Annotated in this window: 25 protein-coding genes and 1 riboswitch; of the genes, 20 read left to right on the top strand and 5 right to left on the bottom strand. The window is 62.6% G+C overall.

Annotated elements, in window-relative coordinates; all coding sequences use genetic code 11:
* The first annotated feature begins 208 nt into the window (after nucleotides 1–208).
* The 5 genes from cysM to FIV38_RS11625 all read left to right on the top strand — a co-directional run bounded on the left by cysM (nucleotide 209) and on the right by FIV38_RS11625 (nucleotide 6,383).
* Nucleotides 209–1,111 carry a cysteine synthase CysM gene (gene cysM / locus FIV38_RS11645; RefSeq protein WP_029292392.1) on the top strand — a complete coding sequence of 301 codons (903 nt, stop codon included), beginning with the start codon at nucleotides 209–211 and terminating at the stop codon, nucleotides 1,109–1,111.
* Nucleotides 1,111–2,463, top strand: a complete 1,353-nt coding sequence (gene rlmD / locus FIV38_RS11640; RefSeq protein WP_029292393.1) for a 23S rRNA (uracil(1939)-C(5))-methyltransferase RlmD — start codon at nucleotides 1,111–1,113, stop codon at nucleotides 2,461–2,463. Before cysM ends, rlmD begins: the two co-directional genes overlap by 1 nt.
* 120 nt (nucleotides 2,464–2,583) lie before the next feature.
* On the top strand, nucleotides 2,584–4,827 hold the full coding sequence (relA, locus tag FIV38_RS11635; RefSeq protein WP_029292394.1) for a GTP diphosphokinase: 2,244 nt from the start codon (nucleotides 2,584–2,586) through the stop codon (nucleotides 4,825–4,827).
* Between the two features lie 151 nt (nucleotides 4,828–4,978).
* The gene (gene mazG / locus FIV38_RS11630; RefSeq protein WP_092234452.1) at nucleotides 4,979–5,812 is read left to right on the top strand and encodes a nucleoside triphosphate pyrophosphohydrolase; all 834 of its coding nucleotides are present in this window, start codon (nucleotides 4,979–4,981) and stop codon (nucleotides 5,810–5,812) included.
* Between the two features lie 25 nt (nucleotides 5,813–5,837).
* Complete coding sequence (locus FIV38_RS11625; RefSeq protein WP_070995894.1) at nucleotides 5,838–6,383, top strand: DUF2058 domain-containing protein; 546 nt, start codon at nucleotides 5,838–5,840, stop codon at nucleotides 6,381–6,383.
* A 290-nt stretch (nucleotides 6,384–6,673) separates the two neighbouring features.
* Here the strand turns inward: FIV38_RS11625 and FIV38_RS11620 are convergent, their stop codons facing one another.
* The 4 genes from FIV38_RS11620 to purM all read right to left on the bottom strand — a co-directional run bounded on the left by FIV38_RS11620 (nucleotide 6,674) and on the right by purM (nucleotide 9,604).
* Entirely contained in the window at nucleotides 6,674–6,862 is a 189-nt protein-coding gene (locus FIV38_RS11620) for a hypothetical protein (RefSeq protein ID WP_029292397.1), read from the bottom strand.
* A gap of 311 nt (nucleotides 6,863–7,173) precedes the next feature.
* Nucleotides 7,174–7,887, bottom strand: coding sequence for a DUF3108 domain-containing protein (locus FIV38_RS11615; RefSeq protein ID WP_092234455.1), 714 nt, complete (start codon nucleotides 7,885–7,887; stop codon nucleotides 7,174–7,176).
* Nucleotides 7,888–7,895: 8 nt separating this feature from the next.
* Nucleotides 7,896–8,546: a phosphoribosylglycinamide formyltransferase gene (gene purN / locus FIV38_RS11610; RefSeq protein WP_070995892.1), complete on the bottom strand. Its 651-nt coding sequence runs from the start codon at nucleotides 8,544–8,546 to the stop codon at nucleotides 7,896–7,898.
* Nucleotides 8,546–9,604 (bottom strand): phosphoribosylformylglycinamidine cyclo-ligase, encoded by a 1,059-nt coding sequence (gene purM / locus FIV38_RS11605; protein ID WP_029292400.1) that lies wholly within the window; start codon nucleotides 9,602–9,604, stop codon nucleotides 8,546–8,548. Before purM ends, purN begins: the two co-directional genes overlap by 1 nt.
* Nucleotides 9,605–9,962: 358 nt before the next feature.
* Between purM and FIV38_RS11600 the strand changes: the two genes are divergently transcribed.
* The 5 genes from FIV38_RS11600 to FIV38_RS11580 all read left to right on the top strand — a co-directional run bounded on the left by FIV38_RS11600 (nucleotide 9,963) and on the right by FIV38_RS11580 (nucleotide 14,585).
* Entirely contained in the window at nucleotides 9,963–11,021 is a 1,059-nt protein-coding gene (locus FIV38_RS11600; protein ID WP_029292401.1) for a DUF2066 domain-containing protein, read from the top strand.
* A gap of 43 nt (nucleotides 11,022–11,064) precedes the next feature.
* Nucleotides 11,065–12,138: an AI-2E family transporter gene (locus FIV38_RS11595; RefSeq protein WP_029292402.1), complete on the top strand. Its 1,074-nt coding sequence runs from the start codon at nucleotides 11,065–11,067 to the stop codon at nucleotides 12,136–12,138.
* A 215-nt stretch (nucleotides 12,139–12,353) separates the two neighbouring features.
* The gene (gene hda, locus FIV38_RS11590; RefSeq protein ID WP_029292403.1) at nucleotides 12,354–13,058 is read left to right on the top strand and encodes a DnaA regulatory inactivator Hda; all 705 of its coding nucleotides are present in this window, start codon (nucleotides 12,354–12,356) and stop codon (nucleotides 13,056–13,058) included.
* 213 nt (nucleotides 13,059–13,271) lie between these two features.
* On the top strand, nucleotides 13,272–13,901 hold the full coding sequence (locus FIV38_RS11585) for a C40 family peptidase (RefSeq protein ID WP_029292404.1): 630 nt from the start codon (nucleotides 13,272–13,274) through the stop codon (nucleotides 13,899–13,901).
* 144 nt (nucleotides 13,902–14,045) lie between these two features.
* Nucleotides 14,046–14,585, top strand: coding sequence for a C40 family peptidase (locus tag FIV38_RS11580; protein WP_092234458.1), 540 nt, complete (start codon nucleotides 14,046–14,048; stop codon nucleotides 14,583–14,585).
* Nucleotides 14,586–14,736: 151 nt separating this feature from the next.
* Here FIV38_RS11580 and FIV38_RS11575 read toward each other — a convergent pair whose 3' ends face one another.
* On the bottom strand, nucleotides 14,737–16,050 hold the full coding sequence (locus tag FIV38_RS11575) for a PQQ-dependent sugar dehydrogenase (protein ID WP_092234460.1): 1,314 nt from the start codon (nucleotides 16,048–16,050) through the stop codon (nucleotides 14,737–14,739).
* 99 nt (nucleotides 16,051–16,149) lie between these two features.
* Nucleotides 16,150–16,397, top strand: a riboswitch (cobalamin riboswitch).
* A gap of 80 nt (nucleotides 16,398–16,477) precedes the next feature.
* Between FIV38_RS11575 and cobO the strand changes: the two genes are divergently transcribed.
* The 10 genes from cobO to FIV38_RS11525 are packed head-to-tail and all read left to right on the top strand — an operon-like array spanning nucleotide 16,478 to nucleotide 25,361.
* Nucleotides 16,478–17,089 (top strand): cob(I)yrinic acid a,c-diamide adenosyltransferase, encoded by a 612-nt coding sequence (gene cobO / locus FIV38_RS11570; protein WP_092234464.1) that lies wholly within the window; start codon nucleotides 16,478–16,480, stop codon nucleotides 17,087–17,089.
* The gene (locus FIV38_RS11565) at nucleotides 17,086–18,495 is read left to right on the top strand and encodes a cobyrinic acid a,c-diamide synthase CobB (RefSeq protein ID WP_092234467.1); all 1,410 of its coding nucleotides are present in this window, start codon (nucleotides 17,086–17,088) and stop codon (nucleotides 18,493–18,495) included. The genes cobO and FIV38_RS11565 overlap by 4 nt, the downstream gene beginning before the upstream one ends.
* A complete protein-coding gene (gene bluB, locus FIV38_RS11560; protein WP_029292409.1) occupies nucleotides 18,492–19,142 on the top strand; it encodes a 5,6-dimethylbenzimidazole synthase in 651 nt (216 codons plus the stop codon). Before FIV38_RS11565 ends, bluB begins: the two co-directional genes overlap by 4 nt.
* Nucleotides 19,139–20,047 (top strand): adenosylcobinamide-phosphate synthase CbiB, encoded by a 909-nt coding sequence (cbiB, locus tag FIV38_RS11555; RefSeq protein ID WP_070995886.1) that lies wholly within the window; start codon nucleotides 19,139–19,141, stop codon nucleotides 20,045–20,047. Before bluB ends, cbiB begins: the two co-directional genes overlap by 4 nt.
* Complete coding sequence (gene cobD / locus FIV38_RS11550) at nucleotides 20,040–21,029, top strand: threonine-phosphate decarboxylase CobD (protein ID WP_029292411.1); 990 nt, start codon at nucleotides 20,040–20,042, stop codon at nucleotides 21,027–21,029. The genes cbiB and cobD overlap by 8 nt, the downstream gene beginning before the upstream one ends.
* Nucleotides 21,026–22,477 (top strand): cobyric acid synthase, encoded by a 1,452-nt coding sequence (locus tag FIV38_RS11545; RefSeq protein ID WP_092234470.1) that lies wholly within the window; start codon nucleotides 21,026–21,028, stop codon nucleotides 22,475–22,477. Before cobD ends, FIV38_RS11545 begins: the two co-directional genes overlap by 4 nt.
* 10 nt (nucleotides 22,478–22,487) lie before the next feature.
* Nucleotides 22,488–23,009, top strand: coding sequence for a bifunctional adenosylcobinamide kinase/adenosylcobinamide-phosphate guanylyltransferase (cobU, locus tag FIV38_RS11540; protein ID WP_092234473.1), 522 nt, complete (start codon nucleotides 22,488–22,490; stop codon nucleotides 23,007–23,009).
* Nucleotides 23,006–24,061, top strand: a complete 1,056-nt coding sequence (gene cobT, locus FIV38_RS11535) for a nicotinate-nucleotide--dimethylbenzimidazole phosphoribosyltransferase (protein ID WP_029292415.1) — start codon at nucleotides 23,006–23,008, stop codon at nucleotides 24,059–24,061. The genes cobU and cobT overlap by 4 nt, the downstream gene beginning before the upstream one ends.
* On the top strand, nucleotides 24,058–24,633 hold the full coding sequence (gene cobC, locus FIV38_RS11530; RefSeq protein ID WP_092234476.1) for an alpha-ribazole phosphatase family protein: 576 nt from the start codon (nucleotides 24,058–24,060) through the stop codon (nucleotides 24,631–24,633). The genes cobT and cobC overlap by 4 nt, the downstream gene beginning before the upstream one ends.
* The gene (locus tag FIV38_RS11525; protein ID WP_029292419.1) at nucleotides 24,633–25,361 is read left to right on the top strand and encodes an adenosylcobinamide-GDP ribazoletransferase; all 729 of its coding nucleotides are present in this window, start codon (nucleotides 24,633–24,635) and stop codon (nucleotides 25,359–25,361) included. The genes cobC and FIV38_RS11525 overlap by 1 nt, the downstream gene beginning before the upstream one ends.
* Nucleotides 25,362–25,385: the final 24 nt, after the last annotated feature.

Below are 25,385 nucleotides of genomic sequence, written 5' to 3'. Positions count from 1 at the left end.
CTGCGCTTTATCAGATACACCGAAGTGGCATGTTTTGGGGCTGCTGCGCAGCCCAGCGGGGGACAAGCCCCCTCGCCACAACAGTCCCCTCTCCACAACAGCCCTGGCTTTAGTTCATTGAGTTATAAGCACCACACTTTGCGTGATATGGCCCGCCAGCGTTTGCCGGTATGATAGGCGCCCCCGCAGTCTGGATTGCGAATACGCCATGACCTTGCAGTACCCAACCATCGCCGATTGCGTCGGCAACACCCCCCTGGTCCGCTTGCAGCGCATGGCGGGTAACACCAGCAATACCTTGCTGCTCAAGCTCGAGGGTAATAACCCGGCAGGCTCGGTCAAGGACCGCCCGGCGTTGTCGATGATCACCCGCGCCGAGTTGCGTGGGCAGATCAAGCCCGGCGACACCCTGATCGAAGCCACCTCCGGCAATACCGGGATTGCCCTGGCCATGGCCGCGGCGATCAAGGGCTACAAGATGATCCTGATCATGCCCGACAACGGCAGCGCCGAGCGCAAGGCGGCGATGACCGCCTATGGTGCCGAGCTGTTGCTGGTCACCCCGGAAGAAGGCATGGAAGGCGCGCGCGATCTCGCCGAGCGCATGGCCGCCGAAGGCCGTGGCCAGGTCCTGGACCAGTTCGCCAACGGTGACAACCCGGAAGCGCACTACGCCAGCACCGGCCCGGAAATCTGGCGCCAGACCCAGGGCACCATCACCCATTTCGTCAGCTCCATGGGCACCACCGGCACCATCATGGGCAACTCGCGCTACCTCAAGGAGCAGAACCCGGCGATCCAGATCGTTGGCCTGCAACCGATGGAAGGCGCGGCGATCCCTGGCATCCGCCGCTGGCCCGAAGAGTATCTGCCAAAGATCTACAACGCCGCCCGCGTCGATCGCATCATCGACATGGCCCAGCGTGAAGCCGAAGACACCACCCGTCGCCTGGCCCGTGAAGAAGGCATCTTCTGCGGTGTGTCCTCGGGTGGCGCTGTGGCCGGCATGTTGCGCTTGTCTGCAGAACTGGAAAACGCGGTGATCGTCGCGATCATCTGTGACCGAGGCGACCGTTACCTGTCGACCGGCATTTTCGACGCGCCCAACTGATGGCCAAGCAAGAGCGAGGCCTGCGTTTCCAGCCAACGGGCGGTAATCGGGCGCCACAAATCCCGGTCGGTAAAAAACAGCGCCTGACCATCGAACGCCTGGCCAACGATGGCCGGGGTATCGTGTTTTTCGAGGGCCGCACCTGGTTTGTAGTGGGTGCGCTGGCCGGCGAAGAGGTCGAGGCGCGGGTGCTGGGTGCCCATGGCAAAGTGGTCGAGGCCCGCACCGAACGGGTGTTCAAGGCCAGCGAACTGCGTCGCCCGGCGCCGTGCGCCCATGCCGGCCGTTGTGGCGGTTGCAGCCTGCAACACTTGCCCCATGACGAACAGCTTGCCCTGAAACAGCGCATGCTCGCCGAGCAATTGTCCCGTGTTGCCGGGGTCGAGCCCCAGGAATGGGCTGCGCCGTTGAGCGGGCCCGAGTTCGGCTATCGCCGCCGGGCCCGAGTGGCCGTGCGCTATGACGTCAAGGCCAAGCGCCTGGACGTTGGCTTTCGCGCCGTGGCCAGCCAGGACATCGTGGCCATCGATGATTGCCCGGTGCTGGTACAGGCCTTGCAACCGATCATGCAACGCCTGCCCAACATGTTGCGGCGCCTGAGCAAACCTCAGGCCCTGGGGCATGTGGAGTTGTTCAGTGGCTCGTCGATTGCCGTGTTGCTGCGGCATATGGCGCCGCTGTCGGATGCCGACCTGGTGGTGCTGCAAGAATTCTGTGCCTTCCATGATGCCCAGTTGTGGCTGCATGGAGAGGGCGAGCCGCAGCCGTTCGCGGCCGGGGCGGGCCTGGGCTATCGTCTGCAGCAGTGGGACTTGGACCTGGCTTACCGGCCTGGGGATTTTGTACAGGTCAACGCCGGGGTCAACGAAGCGATGGTTGCCCAGGCGCTGGATTGGCTGGCACCACGTTCCGACGAACGGGTGCTGGACCTGTTCTGCGGCCTTGGCAACTTTGCCCTGCCTCTGGCGCGCCAAGTGCGTGAAGTGGTGGCGGTAGAGGGCGTGCAGGCCATGGTGGACCGCGCGGCGCTGAATGCCGCAAGCAACAATTTGCATAATGTGCAGTTTTTTCAGGCCGATTTGTCCCAGCCTTTGAGTGATGCGCAGTGGGCCAAAGCAGGCTTTTCTGCGGTACTCTTGGACCCACCCCGCGATGGTGCCCTGGAGGTTGTGCGCAAGCTCGCCACTCTGGGGGCTGATCGCCTGGTGTATGTGTCCTGCAATCCAGCCACGCTGGCGCGGGACACTGTCGAGTTGGTCAAGCAAGGCTACCGGCTAAAACGTGCCGGGATCCTCGATATGTTTCCGCAAACTGCGCATGTCGAGGCGATGGCGTTATTTGAAGCGAGCTAGGATGCTCGCTTAGTCCGACTGGCCTGCGTTCTCCAGGGCCTGTGACCTGCCAGGGAGTTCGCGTTACAAGGGTCAGCGATTTTGACGCGCTACAGGCGCGTCGTAGGGAAGGTAAGCAAGATGGTACAGGTGAGAGCACACCAGCCGATCAACACCGACGGCAGTATCAATCTCGAGGCATGGCTGGATCATGCCATCAGTGTCGATCCGGCACTGGACCGTGAAGCCTTGAAAGCCGCCTGCGAGTTCGCTCGCGAGGCAGAACAGCAAGACAATGCGGCCAAGAACCTCTGGGCCGAAGGAACATCCAGTTTTCGTACCGGGCTTGAAATCGCCGAGATCCTCGCCGACCTCAAGCTGGACCAGGATTCGCTGATCGCCGCGGTGCTCTATCGCGGTGTGCGCGAAGGGCATATTGCGTTGCCGCTGGTCAGCCAGCGTTTCGGCGCGGTGGTGGCCAAACTGATCGATGGCGTGTTGCGTATGGCTGCGATCAGCGCCAGCCTCAGCCCGCGCCAGTCGATGGTGCTCGGCACCCAGGGCCAGGTGGAAAACCTGCGCAAGATGCTGGTGGCGATGGTCGACGACGTACGCGTCGCGCTGATCAAGCTGGCCGAGCGCACCTGCGCGATCCGTGCGGTGAAAACCGCCGATGACGAAAAGCGTAACCGGGTTGCCCGTGAGGTCTTCGATATCTACGCGCCCCTGGCTCACCGCCTGGGCATCGGCCATATCAAGTGGGAGCTGGAGGACTTGTCCTTCCGCTACCTGGAGCCCGATCAATACAAACAGATCGCGACCCTGCTGCATGAGCGGCGGTTGGATCGTGAGCGTTTCATCAGCGATGTGATGGGCCAGTTGCGCTCGGAATTGCAGGCTACCGGTGTCGAAGCCGATATCAGCGGCCGGGCAAAGCACATCTATTCGATCTGGCGCAAAATGCAGCGCAAGGGCCTGGCCTTCAGCCAGATCTACGACGTGCGCGCCGTGCGTGTGCTGGTGCCTGAAATGCGCGACTGCTACACCGCGCTGGGTATCGTCCATACGCTGTGGCGGCACATTCCCAAAGAGTTCGACGACTACATCGCCAACCCCAAGGAGAACGGCTACCGCTCGCTGCACACGGCGGTGATCGGCCCTGAGGGCAAGGTGCTGGAAGTGCAGATCCGTACCCACGCCATGCACGAAGAGGCAGAGTTGGGCGTGTGCGCGCACTGGCGCTACAAGGGTACCGACGTCAAGTCGGGCTCCAACCAGTACGAAGAGAAAATCTCCTGGCTGCGCCAAGTGCTGGAATGGCACGAAGAACTGGGGGATATCGGTGGCCTGGCCGAGCAACTGCGGGTGGATATCGAGCCCGACCGGGTCTACATCTTCACCCCCGACGGCCACGCCATCGACTTGCCCAAGGGGGCGACGCCGCTGGACTTTGCCTACCGCGTGCACACCGAGATCGGCCACAACTGCCGTGGCGCCAAGATCAACGGGCGCATCGTGCCGCTCAACTACAGCCTGCAGACCGGTGAGCAGGTCGAGATCATCACCAGCAAGCACGGTACGCCGAGCCGCGACTGGCTGAACCCGAACCTGGGCTACATCACCACGTCGCGTGCGCGGGCGAAGATTGTCCACTGGTTCAAGCTGCAGGCGCGGGACCAGAACGTCGCCGCCGGCAAGACCTTGCTCGAGCGCGAACTGGGGCGCCTGGGCCTGCCCCAGGTGGATTTCGACAAGTTGGCCGAAAAGGCCAACATGAAGATTGCCGAAGACATGTTCGCTGCCCTCGGTGCCGGCGACCTGCGCCTGGCGCAGTTGGTCAACCTGGCCCAGCAACTGGTGGAACCGGAGCGTGGCAGCGAGCAACTGGAACTGATCCCACGCAAGGCCACCGGCTACAAGCCGGGCAAGCGCGGCGATATCCAGATCCAGGGCGTAGGCAACCTGATGACCCAGATGGCCGGCTGCTGCCAGCCGTTGCCGGGCGATGCCATCGTCGGCTACATCACCCAGGGCCGTGGGGTGAGCATTCACCGCCAGGACTGCGCCTCGGTGCTGCAGTTGGGCGGGCGTGAGCCGGAGCGGATCATCCAGGTCAGTTGGGGGCCGGTGCCGGTGCTCACCTACCCGGTGGACATCATCATCCGTGCCTACGACCGCTCGGGTCTGCTGCGGGACGTTTCGCAAGTGCTGCTCAATGAGCGGATCAACGTACTGGCAGTCAATACCCGCTCGAACAAAGAGGACAACACTGCACTGATGTCCCTGACCATCGAGATTCCGGGGCTGGACGCGTTGGGGCGGTTGCTGGGGCGTATCTCCCAGTTGCCGAACATCATCGAGACGCGGCGTAACCGCACGCCATAATTCGCTGGATGAGCGCGGTCTAAAATGTGGGAGCGGGCTTGCTCGCGAAAGCGGTGGATCAGTCAATATATTCGGCGACTGACACAACGCCATCGCGAGCAAGCCCGCTCCTACATTTGATCCTCAGCGCTCCCCGAACAGAGATTGACCGATGTATTCACTTGAAGACCTGCTGCACCTGATGAACCGCCTGCGCGACCCGCAATATGGTTGCCCGTGGGACATCAAGCAAACCTACGCCAGCATCGTGCCCCATACCCTGGAAGAAGCCTACGAAGTCGCCGACGCCATCGAGCGCGGGGATTTTGATCATCTGCAAGGCGAGTTGGGCGACCTGTTGTTCCAGGTGGTGTATTACAGCCAATTGGCCCGGGAAGAAGGGCGCTTCGAGTTCGCCGGGGTGGTCGACAGCATCACCCGCAAGCTGATTCGCCGGCATCCCCATGTGTTCCCCACCGGCGACCTGTATGCGCCGCTGGATATCCCTCAGTTAAGTGAAGAACAGGTCAAGGAGCGCTGGGAAGCCATCAAGGCGCAGGAGCGCGCAGAAAAGTCTGACGCCCCCGAGCAACTGTCCCTGCTCGATGACGTGCCCAGCGCCTTGCCGTCACTGTCCCGTGCGGCCAAATTGCAAAAACGCGCGAGCCGGGTAGGCTTTGACTGGCCAGCGGCGTTACCGGTGGTGGATAACGTGCGTGAAGAGCTCGATGAGGTGCTCGAAGCCATGGCCGACAACGACCCGGCAGCGATTGCCGATGAAGTCGGTGACCTGCTGTTTGCGGCGGTCAACCTGGCCCGGCACCTCAAGGTGGACCCGGAAACCGCCCTGCGCGGTGCCAATGCCAAATTCGAAAGGCGATTCCGATTTATCGAACAGGCATTGCGCGACACCCACCGTCCCATGGAAGATTGCACCCTCGAAGAGTTGGACGCCCTGTGGGGTGAAGCCAAACACCAGGAAAAGAATGTGTCCAACTGCGGTTGAGCAGTTGCCTAAGTGAGTAAGCACCATGAGCATTTCCCTTCGCGACCAGTTGCTCAAAGCAGGCCTGGTCAATCAGAAGCAGGCCAAGCAGGTCGGCAAAGACAAGCAGAAGCAGCAGCGCCTGGTTCACAAAGGCCAGGCCCAGGCCGATGACACCCAGCAGCGCCTGGCCCTGGAAGCGCAGGCCGAGAAGGTCAAGCGCGACCAGGAGCTCAACCGTCAGCAGCAGGAAAAGGTCGAGGCCAAGGCCCGTGCCGCGCAGGTCAAGCAATTGATCGAGACCTCGCGCCTGCCCAAGTTGACCACCGAGGACTACTACAACTTTGTTGACGACAAGAAGGTCAAGCGCCTGTCGGTCAACACCTTGATGCGCAACAAGCTGAGCAACGGCTCGTTGGCGATTGTCCACCATGGCGGTAGTTACGAAGTGATTCCACGGGAGGCCGCCCTGAAAATCCAGGAGCGCGCGCCTGAACGCATCGTCCAGCTCAACATCCTCACCGAGACCCAGGTGCCGGATGAGGACGATCCATACGCCGCGTACCAGATCCCTGATGATCTGATGTGGTAACAACCTTGCGGTTGTAAGCGGGGCTATTGTGGCAGGCGGGCTTGTTGTGGCAGGCGGGCTTGTTGTGGCGAGCGGGCTTGCCCCGCGCTGGGCTGCGAAGCGGCCCCAAAACGTAAGCTCACCGTTGTAACTTAAAGATCGCGGCCGGCCTTATTGGGCCTGCTTCGCAGTCCAGCGCGGGGCAAGCCCGCTCGCCACAACAAGCCCGCCTGCCACAACAAGCCCGCTCGCCACAATCACTTCCACCTCCGTGGTCATAGCCACGGAGCGGCCCATAGCACTCCAGTGAGTCAGGAGCTGGATGCCTGGCGTTTCATCTCGAGGGTTTCGAGCTCGTTTTTATAATTGTGGGCGTCGCACTCGTTGTGAAACATGCCTACCAGCAGGTCTTGTTGATGCACATCCCAGATATGAATGCCGTGGGCCAGGGCCTCGTGGGACATATGGGCATCGTCGCGTTCAGTTACTTTTACTGTCATCTGCTTGCTCCAGTCTCTGGTTGATCTGCGGCAAGGCGTCGCAGGCCTTTGTTATATATTTTGTTAGCTTGCTAAGTAAACTGACTTTGCGTGCAACAATTCATTGCAGTAGCCGCAACAATGCTCCAGGCCCCGTAAACCGCGACATTGCGTCGCAGGAGGGGGCGGTTTATGACAAAAGTTTCATGTTGGTTAGGCTGTTTAGACCTGTAGACGCCGGCTTGCCGGCGATAGCGGTATCAGCCATCCATGAAAAAATGCAGGCGAAAAAAAGCCCCGCAGTTAGCGGGGCTCTTTCAATCAATCAACGATCAGCTGCCTTTCACAGCCTTGCCATTGACCGTACCGTCCAACAGCATGATGTTGTATTCCTTACCGTCGGTTTCGACTTGTTGCAGGCGAACCAGCAGGTAGTCCCAATCCTTGGCAAACCACATCACCGTGGTGCGCTTGCTTTGCGTCGGATCGCGCACGCGCTCAACCTTGATGGCGTCGATCTTGCCGGCCTTGGTGTCGACTTTCTCGGTGCCCAGTACGCGGAAGTCATAGGTCTCGACTTCGCCGTCATCCACTACCTGGTAACTCATGGTTTTCTTGCCGGCCGCTACGTCATGCTGCAGGGCCAACTGGTAGGTGGATTTATCGACCATACCGCGGTTCAGTGGGATCTTGACCGCGTCCCCGCGATCGGTACCGGTGACCATCTTGGCGGTCCAGTCGAAGTCCAGGTCGGCCTTCTTGGCTTTGCCCAGGCCACCACGTTCAAAGTGGTAGGACTGCGGCAGCAGGGTGTCCTTGTCCAGGGTCAGGGTGCTTTGTTCCGTCAGGCTGGCGATCATCATCGAGGCCTTGAAGCTGAGCTTCCAGACGCCGTTACCGGTGCTTTCCAGGCTGCGGGAGGCCTGGCCGCTCATGGGCAACTGCTTCCAGTCGGCGGTGTAGCTGGCGGAGAAAGGCTGTAGATCTGCCGCGTGCACGGTAGGCAGGGCAAGCAGAGCAAAAGCGAAGAGCAGGGCACGACGCATAAAATCTCCTAGGTACGAATCAAGTGGCCGCTGGCCGCAAGTAACTGGCCGTCCAACAACGCGCCTTGTTCACCGAGCACCAAGCGTCCTTCGGCAAACCAGCGAACCGCCAGCGGGTAAATCCTGTGTTCCTGGGTGTGAACCCGTTGCGCAAGGCTCTGCGCCGAGTCCGCAGACTCTACCGGAACTACTGCCTGTACGACCAGAGGCCCGCCATCGAGTTCCTCGGTGACAAAGTGCACGCTGCAGCCGTGCTCTGTATCTCCGGCCTCAAGGGCCCGTTGGTGGGTATGTAACCCTTTGTATTTGGGCAGCAGGGAAGGGTGGATATTCAGCAGGCGCCCCTGGTAGTGGCGCACGAAGTCAGCGCTGAGAATGCGCATGAAACCGGCGAGGACCACGAGCTTGGGATTGAAGGCGTCGATCAGTTCGATCAAGGCTGCATCGAAGGCCTCGCGACCGTCGAACGCCTTGTGATCCAGGGAGCGGGTATCGATACCCGCGTCCTGGGCGCGTTGCAGGCCGTAGGCGTCGCTGCGGTTGGAAATCACCGCAGCGATGCGCACCGGGCTGTCGCCGGCGCGCGTGCTATCGATCAGGGCCTGCAAGTTACTGCCGGTGCCGGAAAGCAGCACCACGACATCACAGGTTGCTGGCATCAGTGAGCCTTGAGGTTCTTCAGTTCAACCTGGGCAGCACCTTCGGCAGCGGTGGCGATCTGGCCGATCACCCATGGCTGCTCGCCGGCTTCACGCAGTACGTTCAGCGCAGTTTCCACGTGTTCTTGAGCCACGCAGATGACCATGCCCACGCCGCAGTTCAGCACGCGGTGCATCTCGGTTTCATTGACGTTGCCTTGCTCTTGCAGCCAGTCGAAGACCGCCGGGCGCTGCCAGCTGGCCACGTCGACGATGGCCTGGGCGCCTTTTGGCAGCACGCGCGGGATGTTGTCCAGCAGGCCGCCACCGGTGATGTGGGCCATGGCCTTGACGGCGCCAGTGTCCTTGATCAGCTTGAGCAATGGCTTGACGTAGATGCGGGTCGGGGCCATCAGCAGGTCGGTCAAGGGCTTGCCGTCGAGTTGGGTGTTTTCGATGTCGGCGCCGGACACTTCGATGATCTTGCGGATCAGCGAGTAGCCGTTGGAGTGCGGGCCGGACGATGGCAGGGCCAGCAGGGCGTCGCCAGCGGCCACCTTGGAACCGTCGATGATCTCGGCTTTTTCTACAACGCCGACGCAGAAGCCGGCCAGGTCGTAGTCTTCGCCTTCGTACATGCCCGGCATTTCAGCGGTTTCGCCGCCGACCAGGGAGCAACCCGACAGCTCACAGCCAGCGCCGATACCGGTGACCACTTGTGCAGCGGTCTCCACGTTCAGCTTGCCGGTGGCGTAGTAGTCGAGGAAGAACAGCGGCTCGGCGCCACATACCACCAGGTCGTTGACGCACATGGCTACCAGGTCGATGCCGATGGTGTCGTGCTTGTTCAGGTTCAGCGCCAGGCGCAGCTTGGTGCCCACGCCGTCGGTGCCGGAGACCAGCACAGGCTGCTTGTAGCCGGCCGGGATCTCGCAGAGGGCGCCGAAACCGCCCAGGCCGCCCATGACTTCGGGGCGCGCAGTGCGCTTGGCGACGCTCTTGATGCGTTCGACCAATGCTTCACCGGCGTCGATGTCTACACCGGCGTCCTTGTAGCTCAGGGAGGGTTGCTTGCTCATGATCCAGGCCTTTAGGGGGGGATTCAGGGGTAACGACCGATGCGGTGGGGGTACGGAAGTTGAACACTTCAGGACGCCCAGCCGTTGACGGTCTGCGAAGGCGCGCGATTTTATCAGGCTTGAGGGGCAGCGGCCATCCTCGGGCCGACGGGCAGAGGCATATGGTGCTAAAAAAACCTTATTCGGCGCCGCGATCGCCTGTATTAAGGTATAGCCTTTAACCCGCTATCGTTATGACAGTACGAAAACTTACCGGGGCCTTGTGAATGTTTTGCCGGTCGCTGTGGTCACAGCCTTGCTTAACCTTCTTCACGCGGTCTGTTCCAGCCGCTTTTTTGTCGTTCGGGAATCTTTTTTCATGGGTCTGAGTAGATACTTTTTTGTCGGCTGTTTGTCGTTGGTCAGCCTGGCGAGTCATGCCGAAACCCTCAATGGCCTCTATCAAGTGCTGGAGCCTGTCAGCAGCCAGGCGCCGCAAGAGCGTGAACAAGCCACCCAGCGTGCCCTGCAGACCCTGGTGATCCGCCTGACCGGCGACGCCAAGGCCGCCGAGGGTCCTGGCCTGGCAGCGATCCGCAAGGATCCGCAACAGATCATCAGCCAGTACGGCTACGACGCGGGCCCCCCGGAAAGCCTGCAAGTGGATTTCGACCCGGTCAGCACCGACCGCGCCCTGCGCGATGCCGGCCTGGCGTTGTGGGGCAACAATCGGCCGTCGATCCTTGGCTGGTGGCTGAACGATTCCACTGAAGGCAGCAGCCTGGTGGGTGATGGCCAGTCGGCGGCCGAGCCACTGCGCCGTGCAGCCCAGCATCGCGGCTTGCCGTTGCGCCTGCCATTGGGTGACCTCGATGAGCAGATCGTTGCCACCGCGCCTAATCTTGAAAGTGCAGATCCCGCGCCCCTGCGTTCGGCCTCCGAACGTTATGGCGCCGATGCCCTGCTGGCGGTGCACGCCCGTGAAGAGGCGGGCCAATGGCAAGCCAAATGGCGCCTGTGGCTGGGTGACAAAGCCGAGCAGGGCAGCGTACAGGGCGCCGACACGGCTGCCTTGGCTGATGCCGTGTTGCTGGCGGTCAGTGAGCGCCTTGCTCCCCGTTTTGCGGTAAAAGCCGGGGTGTCCAGCGAGCAGTTGCTGCAAGTGCAAGGCATGACCCTGGAACGCTACGCCGCCCTCGGTCATCTGCTGGAACCTTTTGGCGCGCAGTTGCAGCGGGTGGATGGCGATCGGATCGTCTATCGGGTCAATGGCAGCAGCGAGCAACTGCGCAGCCAGTTGAGCCTGGCCAAGTTGCAGGAAGTGCCCGCCGGTGAGGCACTTGCGCCGCAGCCTGTACAGCCGCCCGTGGCCGAGGGGGCTGCACCTGCGCCGCTGCCGCCAGCCGAGCCTGAGCCGCAACTGCGTTTTCGTTGGTAAATGTTCTTCCTTATATAGAAGCAAATGACAGATGGAGTGGTTTATGGCGGATACGCGTCGTTGGGTGTGGCTTGGCGGGATTGTCCTGCTGTGCGTCTTTGTGTTCTTGCTGCATTCGATCCTGACGCCGTTCCTGGTCGCGTTGCTGTTGGCCTATCTGTTCGATCCGGTGGTGGATCGCCTGGAAAAGGCCGGCTTGTCGCGAACCTGGGGGGTGGTGGCGGTATTTGCGCTGTTCACCCTGATCGTCATGGCGCTGTTGCTGGTGCTGGTGCCGATGCTGGCCAAGCAGCTGGTCCGCCTGTATGAGCTGGCACCGCAGATGCTCGACTGGCTGCAACACACAGCCATGCCCTGGGCGCAGTCCAAGCTGGGCCTGGCCGATGGCTTCTGGAAGTTCGACAAGGTCAAGGCCGCGATCAGCGAGCACATGGGCCAGACCACCGATATTGTCGGGGTAATCCTCAGCCAGGCCACGGCCTCCAGCCTGGCCTTGATCGGCTGGCTGACCAACCTGGTGTTGATCCCGGTGGTGGCGTTCTACCTGCTGCGCGACTGGGACATCATGATCGCCAAGATCCGCAGCCTGCTGCCCCGTGATCGTGAGGAGCGCATCGTGTCCCTGGCCGGGGAGTGCCACGAGGTGCTGGGTGCCTTCGTTCGCGGGCAGTTGTTGGTGATGGTGGCGTTGGGGATCATCTATGCTGGCGGGCTAATGGCGATTGGCCTGGAACTCGGCCTGTTGATCGGCATGATTGCCGGCCTGGCGGCGATTGTGCCGTACATGGGCTTTGTCATCGGGATTGGCGCGGCGCTGGTGGCCGGTCTGTTCCAGTTTGGCGGCGACTTGTACCCGATGCTGGGGATTGTCGCGGTGTTCATGGTCGGTCAGGCGCTGGAAGGCATGGTGTTGACACCGTTGCTGGTGGGCGACCGTATCGGCCTGCACCCGGTGGCCGTGATCTTTGCGATCCTGGCGGGCGGCGAGTTGTTCGGCTTTACCGGCATCCTGCTGGCGCTGCCGGTGGCGGCGGTGATCATGGTGCTGGTGCGCCATGTGCATGATGTTTACAAGGATTCGGACGTGTACACGGGCGCGGATGACCCTCAGTTGTAAGGCAGATCACAAACCCGGCGCAAGGCCGGGTTTGTTGTCTTCAGGGCTTGGCATTTAGCCATCGCGTCAAACAATCTCCAAAAAATCCAATGAGTTAACGCAAACCTTTGATTTTGCTTGTGGTCTGTTGCATTGTGCGCCCGGCGTCACGGGTATAAACTTTGCAAACTTTTCACAGAGGCCACTAACGGTTCGATTGGAGCCGTTCAGTCAGCATGAAACCGATTCAGCTGCCCCTAGGTGTGCGTCTGCGTGACGACGCTACCTTCATCAATTACTACCCAGGCGCCAATGCCGCTGCACTCGGCTATGTCGAGCGGCTCTGCGAAGCCGACGCCGGGTGGACGGAAAGCCTGATCTACCTATGGGGCAAGGACGGCGTGGGGCGTACCCACCTGTTGCAGGCAGCCTGCCTGCGCTTTGAGCAGTTGGGTGAACCGGCGGTGTACCTGCCGTTGGCCGAATTGCTGGACCGTGGCATCGGCATCCTCGACAACCTCGAGCAATACGAACTGGTGTGCCTGGATGACCTGCAAGCGGTCGCCGGCAGGGCGGACTGGGAAGAGGCGCTGTTCCATCTGTTCAACCGCCTGCGCGACAGCGGTCGGCGCCTGTTGATTGCCGCGTCAACCTCGCCTCGGGAACTGCCGGTCAAGCTGGCGGACCTGAAGTCGCGGCTGACCCTGGCGCTGATCTTCCAGATGCGTCCGTTGTCCGATGAAGACAAGCTGCGTGCCTTGCAACTGCGCGCATCGCGCCGTGGCCTGCACCTGACTGATGAAGTCGGGCATTTCATCCTTACCCGTGGCACCCGCAGCATGAGCGCGTTGTTCGACCTGCTCGAACAGCTCGACCAAGCCTCCCTGCAGGCCCAGCGCAAGCTCACCATCCCCTTTCTCAAAGAGACCCTCGGCTGGTAGCCAGCCCTTTGAAACCGGGGCTTTTGGCAAAATTCAGGCGCCAGAAAACCTGCGTTTGGGCCGCTCTGGCCACGCAAAAGGCTCTAAATGGGGTTTAAGGGCTTAGATGACATAGGTCAAACAAGAAGTCACATAGATCACGATTGAATTTGCAAATCGATGTCATAGAAGGCATAGTCTCGACTTCTTTACATATCAGCCACGGTCGTGCCCATGCTAAATCGCTTCGCACCCCTCGTGCCTCTCGCACTCGTTACCCTGTTGTTTGGTTGCGCCACCCACCCCCAGCAGGTGGTCGAGCAGCAAAAGCCACAGCAACAACATCAAGCCAAATTCGTCGCAACACAGTCTTCTTCTGTTTATGAAGAAGAGGTGGCGACCGAAAAAGAACTGGCCCAGTTCGCCGACAGCAAGCCTTATCAGTTGCCACTGCTGGCCGACAGCATCCTCGAACGCGGCATGTCCCTGATCGGTACCCGCTACCGTTTCGGCGGTACTTCCGAAGCCGGTTTCGACTGCAGCGGTTTTATCGGTTATCTGTTTCGTGAAGAGGCCGGCATGAACCTGCCGCGCTCCACCCGCGAAATGATCAACGTGGATGCACCGTTGGTCGCACGGAACAACCTCAAGCCTGGCGATCTGCTTTTCTTCAGTACCAATGGCCGTGGTCGTGTCAGCCACGCCGGTATCTACCTCGGTGATGACCAGTTCATCCACTCCAGCAGCCGCCGCAGCGGTGGGGTGCGGGTCGATAAGCTGGGCGACAGCTACTGGAGCAAAACCTTCATCGAAGCCAAGCGCGCACTGGCGATGGCCCCGACTACCGTTACCGCTCGCAAGTAAACTTAAAGTGATACTTGAAGTTTGACGCGTAACCGCTAGAATCCTGAGATATTGTTGCGAACCTGACCGCGCAAGCTTGCTTGCGCGGTCTAGTTTTCAGCGTTCGGCAGCGAAAGCCGCATCCAGATCAGGATTGTTCTGCCCATGTCGACCTCGGCCCGCCTAATTCTTCTTGTCTGCGCCGCGCTGCTCAGTGCCTGCGCCAGCCGTCTTCCACCTGCGCCTGTGGCCGTCAAGCCCAAGCCGGTATTCAACTACACCACCCAGAACTTTTCGCCGGTTGCCGAAGATGTGCTGTTTCGCGCCTTGGGCCTGGTTGGCACGCCTTATCGCTGGGGCGGCAACACGCCGGACTCGGGGTTTGATTGCAGCGGCCTGATTGGTTTTGTCTACCGCGATGCTGCTGGCATCTCGCTGCCGCGCACCACTCGCGAGTTGATCGTGATGCGTGCCCAGGACGTGCGTGAAGATGCGCTGCAAACCGGCGACCTGCTGTTTTTTGCCACGGGCGGTGGTTCGCAGGTCAGCCATGCCGGCATCTATGTGGGGGAAGGGCGCTTCGTCCATGCGCCACAAACTGGCGGTACAGTGAAGCTTGATACCTTGTCCAAGGCCTATTGGCAGAATGCCTACCTGAGCGCCAAGCGCGTGTTGCCGGCCGAGCACCTGGCGCGTAACCCTTAAGACCTGCACCGATCAAAAATGTGGGAGCGGGCTTGCTCGCGATAGCGGTGAGTCAGTTAGAGATGCACGGGCTGATCTATCGCTTTCGCGAGCAAGCCCGCTCCCACACAAGCCCGCTCCCACATTGGTTTTGTGGTGTTGTCGCGTCCTGCTATTTAGCAGCCGACACCCGCCACACCTTATTCCCCACATCATCCGCCACCAACAACCCGCCTTGCTGGTCGATCACCACACCCACCGGCCGCCCCATGGCTTTCTCATCACTGTTGAGAAACCCGGTCAGCACATCCACCGGTTGCCCCTTCGGCTTGCCGCCTTCGAACGGCACAAAGATCACCTTGTAGCCACTGTGCGGCTTGCGATTCCACGAGCCATGCTGGCCGATAAACGCGCCATGGCTAAATTGTGCCGGTAGCGTGTTGCCTTCTGCGAAGGTCAGGCCCAGGGACGCAGTGTGCGGCCCGACGGCATAGTCCGGCGCGATGGCCTTGGCCACCAGGTCCGGGTCCTGCGGCGTGACCCGTACATCCACATGTTGGCCGTAATAGCTGAACGGCCAGCCATAGAAGCCGCCATCCTTGACCGAGGTGATGTAGTCCGGTACCAGGTCGCTGCCGATTTCATCGCGCTCGTTGACCGCCGTCCACAGCTTGCCGCTTTGCGGCTCCCAGGCCATGCCGTTGGGGTTGCGCAGGCCGGAGGCAAAAATCCGCTGTTTGCCGCTGGCCCGATCGACTTCCCAGATCGCAGCGCGGCCCTGTTCGGCTTCCAGGCCGTTTTCGCCGACGTTGCTGTTAGAGCCCACGCTCACATACAACTTGCTGCCATCCTTGCTGGCCACCACGTTTTTCGTCCAGTGGTGGTTCAGCGGGCCGCCCGGCAGGTCGACGACCTTGGTGCCTGGCGCCTTGATCGCGGTTTCCCCCGGTTGATAAGGGAAGCGCAGCAGCTTGTCCGAATCAGCCACATACAGATCGTTGCCCACCAGGGTCATGCCAAAGGGCGAGTTGAGGTTTTCCAGGAAGACCGTGCGGGTTTCTGCCACGCCATCATGGTCGGTATCGCGCAGCAGGGTGATGCGGTTCGGGCTGGGCACACCCGCGCCGGCGCGGCCCATGACCTTTTCCATGACCCAGCCGCGAATGCCCTTGGAGTCATCCGGCTTGGGCGGCGCGTTGGTCTCGGCCACCAGCACATCGCCATTGGGCAATACATACAGCCAGCGCGGGTGGTCCAGGCCTTCGGCGAAGGCGCCGACCTGGGTACCGGCGGCGGCCTGGGGCTTGGCGCCATCGGGCCAGCCAACGGCCGGGGCGATGTTGACGGTGGGGATCAGGGTTTTGTTCGGTTCCGGCAGCTTGGGCGAAGGCCCGGTGCCGTCGGACACCTGCAACGTTGAGCTTTCCCCGCAGGCGGCGAGTGCGCCTGCGGCCATGATCAGTACGGCGAGTCGGGTCTTGTGCATGTTTTTCTCCTCAATGCCTGTAGTCATAGAGGTACGGCCCGTGGCGATGGTTCAAGTGCGTGGCCGGCTTTAATTGACGCTGTACCCCCAACCCACTAACCTTCGCCGCTTGTTTCAGGTGCTCTGTGGCGTACGCGTCGATCGAGTGAAACAGGGAAGCCGGTGAGGGCGCGCACTTTTCTACAGTGCGGCCACGATCCCGGCGCTGCCCCCGCAACGGTAAATGAGTCAAGACGCTGCTTTTGCCACTGTATCGCGTGCGATATGGGAAGGCGCATCGTCGGCCCGCCCTGGTCAACAGGGCGCCACTCATGAGCCCGGAGACCGGCCTGATTCATCCAACAGCATCACGGTGGGCGATGCTTGGCTTCATAGAGATTGTCTTTTCCTGCCCGCCGTTTTTGTCCAGCCCCAACGGAGAGCTGCCATGACTGATTCCCCTGATCGTGACGAACGCCACCTGGCGCGCATGCTGCGCAAAAAAGCGGTGATTGATGAGCGCATTGCCAATTCACCGAATGAATGCGGTTTGCTGCTGGTATTGACCGGCAATGGCAAAGGCAAGAGCAGTTCGGCGTTTGGCATGCTGGCCCGCGCCATGGGGCACGGCATGCAATGCGGCGTAGTGCAGTTCATCAAGGGCCGTAACAGCACCGGTGAAGAACTGTTCTTCCGCCGTTTCCCCGAGCAGGTGCGGTTTCATGTGATGGGCGAGGGCTTCACCTGGGAAACCCAGGACCGCCAGCGCGATATCGCTGCCGCCGAAGCGGCCTGGAAAGTCTCCCGGGAAATGTTGCAGGACCCGTCCATCGGCCTGGTGGTGCTGGATGAGCTGAACATCGCGCTCAAGCACGGCTATCTCGACCTGGACCAGGTGTTGAGCGACCTGCAAGCTCGCCCACCGATGCAGCATGTGCTGGTCACCGGTCGTGGCGCCAAGCCAGAACTGATTGAAATGGCCGACACCGTGACCGAAATGGGCATGCTCAAGCACGCGTTCCAGGCCGGTATCAAGGCACAGAAAGGCATCGAACTTTGAATCAGCCGCGCCATTGCCCAGCCGTACTGATCGCCGCACCGGCGTCAGGCCAGGGCAAAACCACTGTCACCGCCGCCCTGGCCCGGTTGCACCGCAACCTGGGGCGCAAGGTCCGGGTATTCAAATGCGGTCCGGACTTTCTCGACCCGATGATCCATGAGCGCGCCAGTGGCGCGCCGGTCTATCAATTGGACATGTGGATGGTGGGCGAGCAGGAAAGTCGCCGTTTGTTGTGGGAAGCCGCGGGGGAGGCGGACCTGATCCTGATCGAGGGCGTGATGGGGCTGTTTGACGGCACCCCCTCCAGCGCCGACCTGGCGCGCCACTTTGGCGTGCCGGTACTGGCGGTGATCGACGGCACCGCCATGGCCCAGACCTTTGGCGCCCTGGCGCTGGGGCTGGCGCGTTACCAGGCGGACCTGCCGTTCGCCGGGGTCTTGGCCAACCGCGTCGGGACCGTGCGCCATGCGCAATTGCTTGAAGGCAGCCTGACCGAAGGCCTGCGTTGGTACGGCGCGCTGTCCCGGGAAACCGGGATCGAACTGCCGAGCCGCCACCTGGGCCTGGTGCAGGCCAGCGAGTTGAACGACCTGGACCTGCGTCTGGATGCGGCCGCCGAAGCCCTGGCCGGCAGTTGCGAGGTAGCGCTGCCACCGCCGGTGGAGTTCGCCGCACCCGAGCTGATCGAGGCCGAGCCACTGCTGGCCGGGGTGCGGATTGCCGTGGCCCGTGATGAAGCCTTCGCGTTCACCTATGGCGCGAGCCTCGACTTGCTGCGGGCGATGGGCGCTGAGTTGCGCTTCTTCTCGCCGATCCATGACCAACTGTTGCCCGATGCCGATAGCCTCTATCTGCCCGGTGGTTACCCCGAGCTGCATCATCAGGCGTTGTCGCAAAACACCGCGATGCTGCAGGCGATCCGTGGCCATCACGCTGCCGGTAAGCCGTTGTTGGCCGAATGTGGCGGCATGCTCTATTTGCTCGACTCATTGACCGATGTCGAGGGCACTCGCGCCGAACTGCTGGGGCTGTTGCAAGGCGATGCGGTCATGCAGAAACGCCTGGCGGCCCTGGCCCTGCAAACGGTGGAATTGCCGGAAGGCGTGCTGCGCGGCCATACCTATCATCACTCCCTGACCAGCACGCAATGGCAGCCGATTGCCCGTGGCCTGAGCCCCAATGGCGGGCGCGGTGCCGAGGCGGTGTATCGCCAGGGGCGGATGACGGCCTCCTATGTGCACTTTTATTTCCCCTCGAACCCGGCTGCGGTGGCTGCGCTGTTTGCGCCCGAGCGGGACGCCGCTATCGCCGGCAAGCCAGCTCCTACAGGGGGCCGAGTCCAACAGCCATCCAATGACCACCACCTAACCAATGTGGGAGCGGGCTTGCCCGCGATAGGGCCATGACCGACAACGCCTTCCCCGCAGCCGAGCGCCAGGCCATCTACCGCGCCATCGCCGAACGCCGCGACATGCGCCACTTCAGCGGCGGCACCGTGGCCCCCGAACTGCTCCAGCGCCTGCTGCACGCCGCGCACCAGGCCCCCAGTGTCGGCCTGATGCAGCCTTGGCGCTTTATCCGCATCAGCGACCGGAACCTGCGTGGGCAGATCCAGCAGTTGGTGGAAGCCGAGCGCACCCGCACCGCGGCCGCCTTGGGCGAGCGCTCGGACGACTTTATGAAGCTCAAGGTCGAAGGCATCAACGACTGCGCCGAAGTGTTGGTGGCAGCGTTGATGGATGATCGCGAGCGGCATATCTTCGGCCGGCGCACGTTGCCGGAAATGGACCTGGCCTCGCTGTCCTGCGCGATCCAGAATCTATGGCTGGCCTCCCGCGCCGAAGGCCTGGGCATGGGCTGGGTGTCGTTGTTCGAACCCCGGGACCTGGCCGACCTGCTCGGCCTGCCGCCTGGCGCCAAGCCGCTGGCCGTGCTGTGCCTGGGCCCGGTGACGGAGTTCTACCCGGCACCGATGTTGCAACTCGAAGGCTGGACCGAACCGCGTCCGTTGAGTGACATGCTGTATGAGAATTATTGGGGAGTGAGTCAATGAGTGTGGCCTTGCTGAGTGTCGCGGCAGTGGCGCTGGATGCGCTGCTGGGCGAGCCCAGGCGCTGGCATCCGCTGGTGGCGTTCGGCAATTTTGCCGGGCGCATCGAGCAGCGTTTCAACTCCGCAGGTCGCGGCTGGCGCAGCCATGGCGTGACCGCGTGGTTTATCACCGTGATACCGCTGACCTTGCTGGCCACGGCATTGTCCTGGGCGCCTTACTTCGGCTGGGTGATCGAGATCCTCGCGTTGTACCTGGCCCTTGGCATGCGCAGCCTGGGGGAGCACGTGTTGCCGGTGGCCCAGGCCCTGCGCAGTGGGGACCTGGACGAGGCGCGTACGCGCGTCAGTTACCTGGTCAGTCGCCAGACCAGCGAACTGGACAGCACTGAAGTGGCGCGTGCCGCCACCGAGTCGGTGCTGGAAAACGGCAGCGACGCGGTGTTCGCCGCGCTGTTCTGGTTTGTCGTGGCCGGGGTGCCGGGCGTGGTGTTGTACCGCCTGAGTAATACCCTGGATGCCATGTGGGGCTATCGCAACGAACGCTTTGAACGCTTCGGCTGGGCGGCGGCAAAAATTGACGATCTGCTCAATTACATTCCCGCGCGCCTGGTCGCGTTGACCTACGCTGTGCTCGGCAAGACGCGCCTGGCGCTCACATGCTGGCGCCGCCAGGGCCCGACCTGGGACAGCCCGAATGCCGGCCCGGTGATGGCCGCCGGTGCTGGCGCCCTGGGCGTCGAGTTGGGCGGTGCAGCGATTTATCACGGTGAGTTGCACCAGCGTCCAGTCCTGGGTGAAGGGCCTCCAGCCGATGCCGATTCCATCGAGCGTGGCTGGCAACTGGTGCAGCGCGGCGTGTGGTTGTGGGTATTGATCCTGTGCGCGGGGGCACAATTCTATGCTTGAACATGGTGGCCGGCTGCGCAAAGCCGCGATGCAGTACGGCATCGCCCAGGAGGACTGGTTGGACCTGTCCAGTGGCCTCGCGCCCTGGCCCTGGCCAATCCCACCCATCCCGTTACGGGCCTGGGCGCGCTTGCCAGAGACCGATGACGGCCTGGAACAGGCCGCCTGCGACTACTACGGCGCCGCCCAGGTGTTGCCGGTGGCGGGCTCCCAGGCGGCGATCCAACTGCTGCCGCGCCTGCGCCGAGCGGGCAAGGTCGGCGTATTGTCGCCGTGCTATGCCGAGCATGCCGAAGCCTGGCGCCGCGCCGGTTACATCGTGCGTGAGGTGCTGGAGCAGGAAGTCGACTTCTTCCTCGACAGCCTCGACGTGTTGGTGGTGGTCAATCCCAATAACCCAACCGGCCTGAGCCTTACCCCCCAGCGCCTGCTGGATTGGCATGCGCGGCTGGCCCAGCGCGGTGGTTGGCTGGTGGTGGATGAAGCCTTTATGGACAACACCCCGCACTTGAGCCTGGCAAGCCAGGCTAACCAAGTGGGGTTGATTGTGTTGCGCTCCTTCGGCAAGTTTTTCGGCCTGGCCGGGGTGCGCCTGGGCTTTGTCCTGACCGAGCGCAAGCTGCTCAAGCTGCTGGCCGAACAGGTCGGGCCATGGGCGGTGAGCGGGCCGACCCGGGAGTTGGGCCAGGTCTGCCTGCGTGACAGCGCCGGCCACACCCAGCAGCGCCAGCGCTGCGAGGAAGCCAGCCAGCGTCTGTTCAATCTGCTGGACCAGTATGGCCTGCGCCCGCAAGGCGGGTGTGCGCTGTTCCAGTGGCTGATCGCCGATCGTGCTGAGCAGTTGCATGAGTTCATGGCCCAGCGCGGCATCTTGCTGCGCCTGTTTGTCCACGACAGCAGCCTGCGTTTTGGCCTGCCCGGGACCGACGCTGATTGGCTGCGCCTTGAACAAGCCCTGACTGCCTGGAAACACGCCTCATGACCACCCTGATGGTGCAAGGCACCACCTCCGATGCGGGCAAAAGCACCCTGGTGACCGCACTGTGCCGCTGGGTCGTGCGCCAGGGCGTGGCGGTGGTGCCCTTCAAACCGCAGAACATGGCGCTCAACAGCGCCGTCACGGCAGAAGGTGGCGAGATCGGCCGTGCCCAGGCCGTGCAGGCCCAGGCTGCCAACCTGGCGCCGCACACCGATATGAACCCGGTGCTGCTCAAGCCCAACAGCGACACCGGCTCCCAGGTCATCATCCATGGCCATGCCGTGACCAGCATGAATGCCGTGGCCTATCACGACTACAAGGCCATCGCCATGCAGGCGGTACTGGCTTCCCATGCGCGCTTGAGTGCGGCCTACCCTGTGGTGATGGTCGAAGGCGCGGGCTCGCCGGCCGAGATCAATCTGCGGGCCAACGACATCGCCAACATGGGGTTCGCCGAAGCGGTGGACTGCCCGGTGCTGCTGATTGCCGATATCAATCGCGGCGGGGTATTCGCCCATCTGGTCGGCACGTTGGAGTTGCTATCGCCGTCGGAACAGGCGCGGATCAAGGGTTTTATCATCAACCGCTTTCGCGGCGATATCGCGCTGCTGCAACCGGGCCTCGATTGGCTTGAAGCGCGCACCGGCAAACCGGTGGTCGGCGTGCTGCCCTATGTGATGGACCTGCACCTGGAAGCCGAGGATGGCATCGACCAGCGCCAGATCGACAAGGCGGCGCAGGTGCTCAAAGTGGTGGTGCCGGTATTGCCGCGCATCAGCAATCACACCGACTTTGACCCTTTGCGCCTGCATCCCCAGGTGGATTTGCAGTTTGTCGGGCCGGGGCAGGCGATCCCTGCCGCCGACCTTATCATCCTGCCCGGCTCGAAAAGCGTGCGCAGCGACTTGGCCTACCTGCGCGCCAATGGCTGGGACGGTGCGATCGCCCGGCACTTGCGCTACGGCGGCAAGGTCCTGGGGATCTGCGGCGGCCTGCAGATGTTGGGTGAGCAGGTCCACGATCCGCTCGGCCTGGAAGGCACTGCGGGCTCCAGTGAGGGGCTGGGCCTGCTGGCGTTCAGCACCACCCTGGAAGCCGAAAAACAACTGCGCAACGTGCGTGGCCGGCTGGTGCTGGAAGAGGCGCCGGTCAGCGGTTATGAGATTCATGCGGGCGTGACCCGCGGCACGGCCCTTGAGCAGCCGGCGGTACGCCTGGATGACGGGCGCAGTGATGGCGCCTGTAGCGATGACGGGCAGATCCTCGGCACCTATCTGCACGGCCTGTTCGAAACGCCCGCTGCGTGCAGCGCCTTGTTGCGCTGGGCCGGTTTGCAGGAGGTGCAGGAGGTGGATTACCACGGGCTGCGCGAGCGCGATATCGAGCGCCTGGCGGACCTGGTGGAGCAGCATCTGGACACCCGGTTGCTGCGCCAGTTATGTGGCATTTGAGGGTTTGACCATGTTGCAACTGATCCTCGGCGGCGCCCGTTCCGGCAAGAGCCGCCTGGCGGAAAAACTCGCCAGCGACAGCGCCATGCCTGTCACGTATATCGCCACCAGCCAGCCCCTGGACGGTGAAATGAATGCGCGTGTGGCCCTGCATCGCCAACGTCGCCCAAGCCATTGGGGCCTGATCGAAGAGCCGCTGGAACTGGCGCGGGTCCTGCGCGAACACGCCGCCCCCGGCCAGTGCCTGCTGGTGGATTGCCTGACCTTGTGGCTCACCAACCTATTGATGCTCGACGACCCGCAGCGCCTGGGCGTGGAGCGCGAACAACTGCTGGACTGCCTGGCGTCGCTGCCGGGGGAAATCATTTTTGTCAGCAACGAGACCGGCCTGGGTGTCGTGCCGCTGGGCGAATTGACTCGCCGCTACGTGGATGAAGCCGGTTGGCTGCATCAAGCCCTGGCCGAGCGTTGTCAGCGTGTCGTGCTGACCGTTGCGGGCCTGCCCCTGACTTTGAAAGGTACTGCGTTATGAGCCAATCCTGGTGGCTGGACCCCTGCAAGATGCTGGACGCTGCGGCCTATGAACAAGCGCTGGCCCGCCAGCAACAACTGACCAAACCCGCCGGGTCCCTGGGGCAACTGGAAGCGCTGGCGGTGCAATTGGCCGGTTTGCAGGGCCGGGTCAAGCCGACGGTCGACCACGTGTGGATCAGCATCTTTGCCGGTGATCACGGCGTGGTCGCGGAAGGTGTCTCGGCCTATCCCCAGGAAGTCACCGCGCAGATGCTGCATAACTTCGTCAGTGGTGGCGCGGCGATCAGCGTGTTGGCGCGCCAACTGGATGCGCGGCTGGAAGTGTTGGACCTGGGCACTGTCACGCCATCGCTGGACCTGCCGGGCGTGCGCCACCTGAATATCGCCCCCGGCACGGCCAACTTCGTGCTGGGCGCGGCCATGACCGAGGCCCAGGGACGGCTGGCTTTGGCGGCGGGGCGTGACAGCGTGCAGCGCGCGATCAGCGCCGGTACGCAGCTGTTTATTGGCGGCGAAATGGGCATCGGCAACACCACTGCCGCCAGCGCGCTGGCCTGTGCGCTGCTCGATTGCCAGGTCAGCGACCTGACCGGCCCCGGCACCGGCCTGAATGCCCAGGGCGTGAGCCACAAAGTGGCGGTGATCGAGCGCGCGCTGGCATTACATGCGGGGCAGCGCGGTGACCCGTTGCAGACCCTGTTCAACCTCGGTGGCCTGGAGATTGCCGGGTTGGTGGGGGCTTATCTGGCCTGCGCCCAAGCGGGCGTGGTGGTGTTGGTCGACGGGTTTATCTGCAGCGTCGCGGCGCTGGTCGCCACGCGTCTGAACCCGTCCTGCCGGCCTTGGCTGTTGTTCGGCCACCGGGGCGCCGAGCCGGGCCATCGCCACGTGCTGCAAAGCCTGCAAGCCGAGCCGCTGCTGGAGCTGGGCCTGCGCCTGGGCGAGGGCAGCGGCGCGGCGCTGGCGGTGCCACTGTTGCGCCTGGCTTGTGCGTTGCACGGGCAGATGGCGACGTTTGCTGAGGCGGCAGTGGCTGATCGCCCGGCATGACCTTGCACCTGGACCTGCTGCGCCATGGCGAAACCGAACTGGGCGGCGGCTTGCGCGGCAGCCTGGATGATGCGCTGACTGCCAAGGGCTGGACGCAGATGCGCGAGGCGGTGCTGGCGCGCGGGCCGTGGGATCGCCTGGTCAGTTCGCCGCTGCAGCGTTGCGCGCATTTTGCTGAAGAGTTGGGCGCACGGCTGGATTTGCCGGTGAGCTTGGAGCCGGATCTGCAGGAGCTGCATTTCGGTGCCTGGGAAGGGCAGAGCGCGGCGAAGTTGATGGAAACCGACGCCGAGGCACTGGGGCTGTTCTGGGCTGACCCGTATAGCTTTACGCCGCCGGATGGCGAGCCTGTCGAAGGGTTTTCCCGGCGCGTACACGGTGCGGTCCTGCGCCTGCACCAGCTGTACGCCGGGCAACGGGTGCTGCTGATCAGCCATGGCGGTGTCATGCGTTTATTGCTGGCCCAGGCCCGTGGCTTGCCCCGTGAGCAGTTGTTGAATGTCGAGGTGGGGCACGGCGGCTTGTTCAGCCTGCGGGTCGAGGCCGATGGCGTGTTGAGCGAGGGCGCCTGATGTTGCCATTCTGGATTGCCTTGCAGTTTCTCAGCAGCCTGCCGATCCGCCTGCCAGGCATGCCGCAACCGCAGGAACTGGGGCGTTCGCTGCTGTTTTATCCGTTGGTGGGCCTGCTGTTCGGGCTGCTGCTGTGGGGCTTGAACACGCTGTTGATGGGCGCGCCGTTGCTGTTGCACGCGGCGCTGCTGTTGACGGTGTGGGTGCTGCTCAGTGGCGGCCTGCACCTGGATGGCCTGGCGGACAGTGCCGATGCGTGGCTGGGGGGCTTTGGCGACCGCGAGCGCACCCTGACCATCATGAAGGACCCGCGCAGCGGCCCGATTGCCGTGGTCACCCTGGGCTTGGTGCTGCTGCTCAAATTCACCGCGCTGGTAGCGCTGATCGAGCAACACAACGGCGCTGCGTTGATCCTCGCCCCATTGATCGGTCGCGGTTCGCTGCTGGCGTTGTTCCTCACGACTCGCTATGTGCGTGCCGGGGGGCTGGGCCAGGCGCTGGCCGACCATTTGCCGCGGATTGTCGGGCAACAAGTACTGATCCTTACCGGTCTGGCCTGTGTGTTGATCGGTGGTTTCAGCGGTGGGATCGCCGTCCTGCTCGCTGCCATCTGCTTTATGGGGCTGCGCCAAGTGATGATCAATCGACTGGGCGGCACCACCGGTGACACGGCCGGCGCCTTGCTGGAGCTGCTCGAAGTGGCAGTTTTGATCGGCCTGGCTCTGTAACACTTTCTTGCATTTCCTTAATCG

The sequence above is a fragment of the Pseudomonas proteolytica genome (assembly GCF_007858275.1).
Classification (GTDB): Bacteria; Pseudomonadota; Gammaproteobacteria; order Pseudomonadales; family Pseudomonadaceae; genus Aquipseudomonas; species Aquipseudomonas proteolytica.
Note: the sequence above shows the minus strand (reverse complement) of the source record. Positions and strands in the feature narration are given on the sequence as shown.